The sequence below is a fragment of the Cellulosimicrobium composti genome (assembly GCF_010287905.1).
In the GTDB taxonomy this organism is placed as follows: domain Bacteria; phylum Actinomycetota; class Actinomycetes; order Actinomycetales; family Cellulomonadaceae; genus Cellulosimicrobium; species Cellulosimicrobium composti.
This window is the reverse complement of sequence record NZ_JAAFAN010000053.1, coordinates 21983-31252: the sequence shown is the minus strand read 5'-3', so window position 1 is coordinate 31252 and position 9270 is coordinate 21983. Positions and strand designations below refer to the sequence as shown.

The window sequence follows — 9270 nt, the reverse complement described above, 5'->3', positions numbered from 1 at the left end:
GGGGGGGGGGGCGGGGGGGGGGGGGGGGGGGGCCGGGGGGCGGGCCCCCCGCGCCCCGTCCGGGGGGGGGGGGGGCGGCCGGGCCCCCCCCCCCCCCCGCGACCCGCGCCGTCGGGCGTCGCACGGGGGCCCGACCGTCCGACGGCGCGCCGTCCCACCCACCCACGACCTACCTGCACACCCACACCGACGTGAAGGACTGAACGCACCATGGCCGACTACGTTCTCGCCATCGACCAGGGAACCACCAGCTCCCGGGCCATCGTCTTCAACCACTCCGGGGAGATCGTCTCCACGGGTCAGCTCGAGCACGACCAGATCTTCCCCCGCGCCGGGTGGGTGGAGCACAACCCCGAGCAGATCTGGAACAACGTGCGCGAGGCCGTGGGCCTCGCGCTGACGCGGGCGAACGTCACCCACCACGACATCGCGGCGGTCGGCATCACCAACCAGCGCGAGACCGCCGTGGTGTGGGACAAGACCACGGGCAAGCCGGTGTACAACGCCATCGTCTGGCAGGACACGCGCACCCAGAAGATCGTCGACGAGCTGGGCGGCTCGGACGGCCCCGACAAGTACAAGTCGATCGTCGGCCTGCCGCTCGCCACGTACTTCTCGGGCCCGAAGGTCAAGTGGATCCTCGACAACGTCGAGGGTGCGCGCGAGAAGGCGGAGGCCGGCGACCTGCTGTTCGGCAACACCGACACGTGGACGCTGTGGAACCTCACGGGCGGCGTCAACGGCGGCGTGCACGTCACGGACGTGACCAACGCGTCGCGCACCATGCTCATGGACCTCGACACGCTGAGCTGGCGCGAGGACATCGCCGCGGACATGGGCATCCCGATGTCCATGCTCCCCGAGATCAAGTCGTCCTCCGAGGTGTACGGCGAGGGCCGCCAGCAGGGCCTCCTGCCGGGCGTGCCGATCGCGGGCATCCTGGGCGACCAGCAGGCGGCGACGTTCGGCCAGGCGTGCTTCGAGGTCGGCCAGGCCAAGAACACGTACGGCACGGGCAACTTCATGCTGCTCAACACGGGCACCGAGAAGGTCATGAGCCAGAACGGCCTGCTCACGACGGTCTGCTACAAGATCGGTGACCAGCCCGCCCGCTACGCCCTCGAGGGCTCGATCGCCGTCACCGGCTCGCTCATCCAGTGGCTGCGCGACAACCTGGGCATGTTCGAGGACGCGCCCGACGTCGAGTGGCTCGCCGGGAAGGTCGAGGACAACGGCGGCGCGTACTTCGTGCCCGCGTTCTCGGGCCTCTTCGCCCCGTACTGGCGCTCGGACGCGCGCGGCGCGCTCGTGGGCCTCACGCGGTACGTCAACCGCAACCACATCGCGCGCGCCGCTCTCGAGGCGACGGCGTACCAGACGCGCGAGGTGCTGGACGCGATGAACGCGGACTCGGGCGTCGACCTCACCGAGCTCCGCGTCGACGGCGGCATGGTCGCCAACGAGCTGCTCATGCAGTTCCAGGCGGACCAGCTCGGCGTGGACGTCGTGCGCCCGAAGGTCGCGGAGACGACGGCGCTCGGTGCCGCGTACGCCGCGGGCATCGCGGTCGGGTTCTGGAAGGGCGAGCAGGACGTCATCGACAACTGGGCCGAGGACAAGCGCTGGAGCCCGTCCATGGAGTCCGGCGAGCGCGAGCGCCTCTACCGGAACTGGAAGAAGGCCGTGACGAAGACCTTCGAGTGGGTGGACGAGGACGTGGAGCAGTAGTCCTCGTGCCGCGGCCCGCGCGGGCCGCGTCGTGACCGCCCGGAGGGGTGGGGTGCCCGGGCACCCCACCCCTCCGTCGTGCCCGGGCCCGCACGCCTCAGCGCCGCGCGCGCCGCACGAGCGCGCGCACCGCCCACGCGCCGGCGCCGACGGCCGCGACCCAGGGTCCCGCCACGACGACCGGGTCGAGCACCTGGTGCCGGACGTCGACGCGCCCTCGGCGCGACGCGATGCCGTGGGCGCGCGCCTCGGCGAGCACCCCGGTCTCGGTGACCGGGTCGTCGGGGCGCCGCGAGGCGAGGGACCGCACGTGGCTCTCGACGGCGTCGACGCGGTCGCCGAGGAGGAGCAGGAACCAGTGGGCCGCGCGGCCCTCGCTGAAGCGCCGGTACGCGAGGCGCCGCACCGCGCCCGAGGCGCCGTGCAGGGGCGCGGACGTGCCGAACACCGGCGTGAGGCGTGCGTGCTCGACCGACCGCTCGCGCGGGCGCAGCTCGGGCTGGGCATCGGGGAGGTCCCAGTGCGCGCCGGTGGCCGCCGGGTCGTACACCTCGCGCGGGTACGACGGCCGGTCGGCGGGGTCGAGGTCCGCACCCCACCCGGGGATGCGCGCGCGCAGGGCGTCGCGGTCGACGGGCCGCCGCGCGGGCCCGGCCACGTAGGGCGTCTCGGCGTCGGTCATGGTGCGCCTCCTCAGTCCTCGTCGACCACGATCACGGGCTTGATGCACCCGTCGAGCTTCGCGGAGAAGATGTGGTACCCCTCGGCGACGTCCTCGAGCGGCACGCGGTGCGTGACGATGTCGCGCGGGGTCAGGTACCCGGCACGCACGTGCTCGAGGAGCCGCGGCCACTGCCGCTTCACCGGGGCCTGGTTCATGCGGAGCGTCAGCCCCTTGTTCACCGCGTCGCCGAACTTCACGGACGTGAACAGCGGGCCGTACGCCCCCATGACGGACACGGTGCCACCCTTGCGCACGGCGTCGATCGCCCAGTTCAGCGCGACGGGCGAGCCCGCCTGGAGCTTGAGCGTCGCGCCCGTGACGTGCTGGAGCAGGTTCCCGTCGGCCTCGGCCCCCACGGCGTCGATCACGCGGTCGGCCCCGAGCCAGTCGGTCGCCTTCTTGAGGTGCAGCACGACGTCGTCCACCTCGGTGAAGTTCACCGTCTCCGCGAACGCGAACTCGCGGGCCTTGGCGAGCCGGTAGTCGAGGTGGTCGACGACGATGACGCGCGCCGCGCCCATCAGCCACGCCGAGCGCGCGGCGAACAGCCCGACCGGCCCCGCGCCCAGCACGACCACGACGTCGCCCTCGGCGATCTCCGCGAGCTGCGCGCCGAAGTACCCGGTCGCGAGCGCGTCCGTGCACAGCAGCGCGTCCTCCGGGTGCAGCCAGTCCGGGACGACCGACGGCCCGACGTCCGCGAACGGGACCCGCACGTACTGCGCCTGGCCGCCGTCGTACCCGCCGGTCGTGTGCGAGTAGCCGTAGATGCCGCCCACGGCCGTCGCGTTGGGGTTGACGTTGTGGCAGTTCGAGTACAGCCCGCGCGCGCAGAAGAAGCACGAGCCGCAGTAGATGTTGAACGGCACCATCACGCGGTCCCCGACGCTGAGGTTCCGCACCGACGGCCCGACCTCCTCGACGACGCCCACGAACTCGTGCCCGAACGTGTGCCCCACACGCGTGTCCGGCATCATCCCGTGGTACAGGTGCAGGTCGGAGCCGCAGATCGCGGCACGCGTGACCCGCACGACGGCGTCGTTCGGGTGCTCGATCACCGGCTCGGGCTTCTCGTCGACCCGCACCTTGTACGGGCCGCGGTAGGTCATCGCGCGCATTCGTGACTCCCTCGGGGATCGACGTGAGACACCCCAGCCTGCACGCACCGTCCGCACCCGCATCTCCGGGGCGGGCTCGCCGTCGCGCCCGCCCCGGGGGCGAGCGGACGGGGACGTGCCTAGCGTCGGACGAGGCCGCGCCCGGCGGCCGCCGACGACGGGAGACGACATGACGGACACCCACCAGGACCTTCCCCACGCCGGGTCCGAGGAGGTCGCGACGGTCCGCGACCTCATCAAGGACGAGCGGATCGCGATGCTCACGACCGTCGCGCAGGACGGGAGCCTCGTCAGCCGGCCGATGGGCGTGCAGGCCGTCGACTTCGACGGCGACCTGTGGTTCTTCGCCGCGGCGGACTCGCACAAGGTCGCCGAGATCGCGCGCGACTCGGCCGCGAACGCGGCGTTCTCCGGCTCGAGCTCGTGGGTCTCGCTGTCCGGTCGCGCGACGCTCGTGCACGACCCCGACACGATCCGCGAGCTGTGGAACCCCGTCGCGGACGCGTGGTTCCCCGACGGTCCGGACACGCCCGGCGTCGTGCTCATCCGCCTGCACGCCGAGACCGCGGAGTACTGGGACTCCCCCGGCGGCCGCGTCGCGACGCTCTTCAGCCTCGTCAAGGCGAAGGTCACGGGGAAGCCGTACGACGGGGGCGAGAACGAGACCGTCGCGCTCTGACGGCCGGGCCGACCGCGGGTCCCCGCGCCGCGGCTAGGGTGGCCGGGTGAGCGTCGTGCGCGAGACCAGCTACACCGTCCCCGGCATCCACGTGACCGACCGCGAGCTCGAGGTGCCGCTCGTCTGGGACGACGACGCGGACCCGCGCCGTCTGACCCTGTTCGTGCGCGAGCTCGTCGACCCGGTGCGGCGCCGTGACGACCTTCCGCTGCTCGTGTTCCTCCAGGGCGGCCCCGGGGGCAAGGGGCCGCGCCCGACGGGGCGCGACGGGTGGGTCGCGACGGCGCTGGAGACGCACCGCGTGGTGCTCCTCGACCAGCGCGGGACGGGCCGCTCGTCGGCCGTGCGGGGTGCCGCGCTCGCGGCGCGTGGCACGGGCGCCGCCCAGGCCGAGTACCTCTCCCGCTTCCGGGCGGACGCGATCGTCGCGGACGCCGAGCACGTGCGCCGCACCGTGTACGGCGGGCGGCGCTGGACGTCGCTCGGCCAGTCCTACGGCGGCTTCCTCACGATGACGTACCTGTCGCGCGCGCCCGAGGCGCTCGCTGCGTGCTACGTCACGGGCGGGCTGCCGGGCCTCACGGCGGACGCGCGCGCGGTGTACCGCCGCACCCAGCCCCGCGTCGTCACGAAGAACGCGGCCTACCGCGCGCGCTACCCCGACGACGCGGCCCGCCTCGCGCGCGTCGCGGACCGACTCGCCGCGGGCGACGTGCGGCTGCCCGACGGCGACGTGCTCACCGTGCGGCGGTTCCAGTCGCTCGGCATGGACCTCGGCATGAAGCCCGGCCCCGAGCGCATCCACTGGGTCGTCGACGAGGCGTTCGACGCCGGCGCTCCCGACGAGCTCACGGACACGTTCCTCGCGGACGTCGCGGCGGCGACGTCGTTCCGCACGAACCCGCTGTACGCGGTGCTGCACGAGTCGATCTACGCGCAGTCGGGCACGGGGCCGACGGCGTGGGCGGCCGAGGCGGTGCGGGCCGAGGACCCGGCGTTCGAGCCGGGGGCCCGGCCCCTGCTGCTCACGGGCGAGATGATCTACCCCTGGATGTTCGAGGAGGTCGCGGCGCTGCGCCCGTTCCGCGCGGCCGCGGACGCGCTCGCCGCGCGCGACGACTGGCCCGACCTGTACGACCTCGACGTGCTCGCGCGCAACGAGGTGCCGGTCGAGGCGGCGGTGTACGCGGACGACATGTTCGTCGACGCCGGGCTGTCCCTCGAGACGGCCGCGCACGTGGGCAACGTCGCCACCTGGGTGACGAACGAGTTCGAGCACGACGGCCTGCGGACCGGCGACGTGCTGGCGCGCCTCGTCGAGCGCCTCGCCGCCCGCGGCGGTCCCCTGCCCGTCGCCTGAGCACCGACGCGCCCCGGCGATGCGCCCCGGGCGCCCGCTCAGCGGTCGGACGACGGAGCGTGCTTCGCGAGGAACGCGTAGACCTCGGTCGCGTCCACGCCCGGGAAGGCCCCGGACGGCAGCGCGGAGAGCACGTGCTGGTGCATGCGCGCGCTCGGCCACGACGCGTCCTCCCAGCGTGCCGCGGCTTCCGCGGCCGGGCGACGGCAGCACGACTCGTCGGGGCACGTCGACTGGCGCCGCACGGTCGTGTCGCGACCGCGGAACCACTTGGCCGACGCGAACGGGACCCCGACGGCGATCGAGAACTGGCCGGTCGTCGTCGTGCCCGTCTGGGTGGAGCACCAGAAGGTGCCCGCGGGCGTGTCGGTGTACTGGTACGACTCCTGCGCGCGGTCGCGCCGCGTGAACGCCTCCCGGACGGCCCACTTCCGGCACACCATCTGCCCCTCGATCGCGCCCGCGACGTCGGCCGGCAGGGGCAGGCCGTCGTTCTCGTAGCCGCGGAACAGCGCGCCGTCGTCGCCCACGCGCAGGAAGTGCACCGGGATGCCGAGGTGCACGGTCGCGAGGTTGGTGAAGCGCTGCGCCGCGGCCTCGTGCGTGACGCCGAACGCGTCGCGGAAGTCCTCGACCGCGAGGTCCTTCTCGCGCTTGCGCCGCTCCAGGAAGTCGACCGCGGCGCTCTGCGGGATGAGGCAGCACGCCGCGAAGTACGTGATCTCGACGCGCTGGCGCAGGAACTCCGCGTACGAGCGCGGGCGCTCGTGCCCGAGGACGCGGTGGGCGATCGCCTGGAGCGCGAGCGAGCGCAGTCCGTGGCCCCCGGGGATCGACGCGGGCGGGAGGTAGATGCGCCCGTTCTCCAGGTCGGTGACCGTACGGGTGGAGTGCGGCAGGTCGTCGACGTGCCAGATGGTGAAGCCCAGCTGCTCGGCCATGCGCGCGACCGTGCGGTGCGTGAGCGCCCCGACGGTGTACCCGGCCTTGCGCGCCATCTCCTCGGCGAGCGCCTCGATCTCGGGGTAGTAGTTGTCGCGCGCCTGGCGCTCGAGGCGCAGCTCGGTGTTCGCGCGGCGCGCCTCCTCGGGGGTCGCGACGGCCTCCGTGGCGCGGCGCTGGAGCTCGGCGTGGAGCCCGACGAGGTTCTCCAGCACCGGCAGCGGGAGCTTCTGGCTCGCCTTGACGGGCGGCAGCCCGAGGCCCGCGAACAGGGGGCCGCGCTGCGCGCGGTCCAGCGCGATCTCGAGCGCGGCGCGGCGGGACGGGGGCTCGTCGGTGAGGAGCTCCGTGAGGGAGACGTCGAGCGCCTGGGCGAGCTGTTGCAGGAGCGACAGCCGGGGCTCGCGCCGCCCGTTCTCGATCATCGACAGCAGGCTCGGGGCCGTCCCGACGGCCTCGCCGAGCGCGTCGAGCGTGAGGCCGCGCGCGGTGCGGAAGTGTCGCACGCGGCGGCCGAGCGTGATGAGGTCCGCCTGCGGCTCGGTGGGCGAGTCCGCGGGGCGTGGGGAGCGGCCGTTCGGGCGGGGGCGCGTCGGCGGCGTCGTGCTCGGCATGTCCTTGACAGTACGTCAAGATCCTTCGTTCTTCACAGCGCCCCGGCAAGAAATCCGGACCGAAGCCGCGCGAACCTGGGGGTACAGCACGCCCACCGCCGAGCGAGGAGAACCCATGACCACCGCCGCAGGCTCGCGCCCGACCCGCCGCACGCGCCACGCCGCCCTGCTCGACGACGTCGACACCGACGTCTCAGGGCTCGCGACGACCCCCGCGGCCGCAGGAGCCGGCGGGCCGGACCCGCGCCCGCGCGACGCCCGCGCCTGGGTGCGGGAGATCGCGAACCTCACCGAGCCGGACGCGATCGTGTGGTGCGACGGCTCCGGGGAGGAGAAGCAGCGCCTGATCGACCTGCTCGTGGACGCCGGCACCCTCCTCCCGCTCGACCCCGAGCTGCGCCCCGGCAGCTACCTCGCGCGCTCCGACCCGAGCGACGTCGCGCGCGTCGAGTCGCGCACGTTCATCTGCTCGCGCGAGGAGGTCGACGCCGGCCCGACCAACAACTGGCGCGAGCCGGACGTCATGCGCGCCGAGCTCCGCGGCGTGTTCGAGGGCTCGATGCGCGGACGCACCATGTACGTCGTGCCGTTCTCGATGGGGCCGGTGGGCGGCCCCATCTCCCAGGTCGGCATCCAGGTCACCGACTCGCCCTACGTCGTCGTGAGCATGGGCATCATGACGCGCGTCGGGACCGCCGTCATGGAACGCATCGACGCCGGCGCCCCGTTCGTCCCGGCCGTGCACTCGGTGGGCGCGCCGCTCGTCGACGACACGGGCGCCGTCCGGGAGGACGTGCCGTGGCCGTGCAACGACACGAAGTACATCGTCCACTTCCCCGAGACCCGGGAGATCTGGTCGTTCGGGTCCGGGTACGGCGGCAACGCGCTGCTCGGCAAGAAGTGCTTCGCGCTGCGCATCGCGTCCGCGATGGCGCGCGACGAGGGCTGGCTCGCCGAGCACATGCTGCTCATCCGCGCGACGTCGCCCGAGGGCCGGGCCTACCACCTCGCCGCGGCTTTCCCGTCCGCGTGCGGCAAGACGAACCTCGCGATGCTGCGCCCCACGATCCCCGGGTGGACCGTCGAGACCATCGGCGACGACATCGCGTGGCTGCGCCCCGGCCCCGACGGCCGCCTGCGCGCGATCAACCCCGAGGCCGGCTTCTTCGGCGTCGCGCCCGGCACCGGCGTCGAGACCAACCCCGCCGCCGTCGAGACGTTCGCGCGCGACACGATCTTCACGAACGTCGCGCTCACCGACGACGGCGACGTCTGGTGGGAGGGCCTGACACCCGAGCCGCCCGCGCACCTGATCGACTGGACCGGCCAGGACTGGACGCCCGACTCCGGCCGACCCGCCGCCCACCCCAACTCGCGGTTCACCGTCTCCGCCGCGCAGTGCCCCACGATCGCCGACACCTGGGAGGACCCCGAGGGCGTCCCGGTCGACGCGATCATCTTCGGCGGGCGCCGCGCGACCAACGTGCCGCTCGTCGCGCAGGCGTACGGGTGGGAGCACGGCGTCTTCATGGGCGCCACCATCTCCTCCGAGCAGACCGCCGCCGCCGAGGGCACCGTCGGCGCGCTGCGCCGCGACCCGTTCGCCATGCTCCCGTTCTGCGGCTACAACATGGCCGACCACTGGGCGCACTGGCTGCGCGTCGGGGCGTCGCTCGACCCCGACAAGCGCCCCAAGATCTTCCAGGTCAACTGGTTCCGCAAGGACACGGACGGCCGCTACCTGTGGCCCGGGTTCGGCGAGAACTCGCGCGTCGTCGCCTGGATCGCCGCGCAGGTGGACCGCGCGCGCGGCGTACGCACCGACTGCGGCGCCGTCACGAGCCCCGTCGGCCTGCTGCCCGCGCCCGGTGCGCTCGAGCTCGGCGGGCTCCGGATGGACGACGGCGACCTCGACGCCCTGTTCGACGTCTCGCCCGAGCAGTGGCTCGCCGAGGCCGACCTCACCGCGGAGTTCTTCGACACGTTCGGCAACCGCGTGCCGGACGAGCTCTGGGCACAGCTCGCCCGGCTCCGCGACCGGTTCGGGGCCTGACGCACCGTCCGCCTCGCGTCACGTCGCCCGCCCGGGGTGCCGGGCGCGGGGC

At 73.7% G+C, this 9270-nt stretch carries 7 protein-coding genes; 4 read left to right on the top strand and 3 right to left on the bottom strand.

Translation table 11 applies throughout. From position 1 onward, the window contains the following. Positions 1-210: 210 nt before the first annotated feature. A complete protein-coding gene (gene glpK, locus GYH36_RS14580; protein WP_024838840.1) occupies positions 211-1728 on the top strand; it encodes a glycerol kinase GlpK in 1518 nt (505 codons plus the stop codon). Between the two features lie 97 nt (positions 1729-1825). Here glpK and GYH36_RS14575 read toward each other — a convergent pair whose 3' ends face one another. Both GYH36_RS14575 and GYH36_RS14570 read right to left on the bottom strand, forming a co-directional pair. Then, the gene (locus GYH36_RS14575; RefSeq protein WP_162290209.1) at positions 1826-2410 is read right to left on the bottom strand and encodes a hypothetical protein; all 585 of its coding nucleotides are present in this window, start codon (positions 2408-2410) and stop codon (positions 1826-1828) included. Between the two features lie 11 nt (positions 2411-2421). After that, complete coding sequence (locus tag GYH36_RS14570) at positions 2422-3570, bottom strand: zinc-dependent alcohol dehydrogenase (protein ID WP_162290208.1); 1149 nt, start codon at positions 3568-3570, stop codon at positions 2422-2424. Positions 3571-3739: 169 nt separating this feature from the next. Here GYH36_RS14570 and GYH36_RS14565 point away from each other — a divergent pair, with 169 nt between their 5' ends. Then, positions 3740-4249, top strand: a complete 510-nt coding sequence (locus GYH36_RS14565; protein WP_024838843.1) for a pyridoxamine 5'-phosphate oxidase family protein — start codon at positions 3740-3742, stop codon at positions 4247-4249. A gap of 55 nt (positions 4250-4304) precedes the next feature. Continuing rightward, entirely contained in the window at positions 4305-5609 is a 1305-nt protein-coding gene (locus tag GYH36_RS14560) for an alpha/beta fold hydrolase (RefSeq protein ID WP_034603144.1), read from the top strand. Positions 5610-5647: 38 nt separating this feature from the next. Here GYH36_RS14560 and GYH36_RS14555 read toward each other — a convergent pair whose 3' ends face one another. Beyond that, positions 5648-7165 (bottom strand): XRE family transcriptional regulator, encoded by a 1518-nt coding sequence (locus tag GYH36_RS14555; protein WP_162290207.1) that lies wholly within the window; start codon positions 7163-7165, stop codon positions 5648-5650. A gap of 115 nt (positions 7166-7280) precedes the next feature. On the opposite strand from GYH36_RS14555, the gene GYH36_RS14550 reads away from it, so the two are divergent. Then, complete coding sequence (locus GYH36_RS14550; RefSeq protein WP_162290206.1) at positions 7281-9218, top strand: phosphoenolpyruvate carboxykinase (GTP); 1938 nt, start codon at positions 7281-7283, stop codon at positions 9216-9218. The last annotated feature ends 52 nt before the right edge of the window (positions 9219-9270 follow it).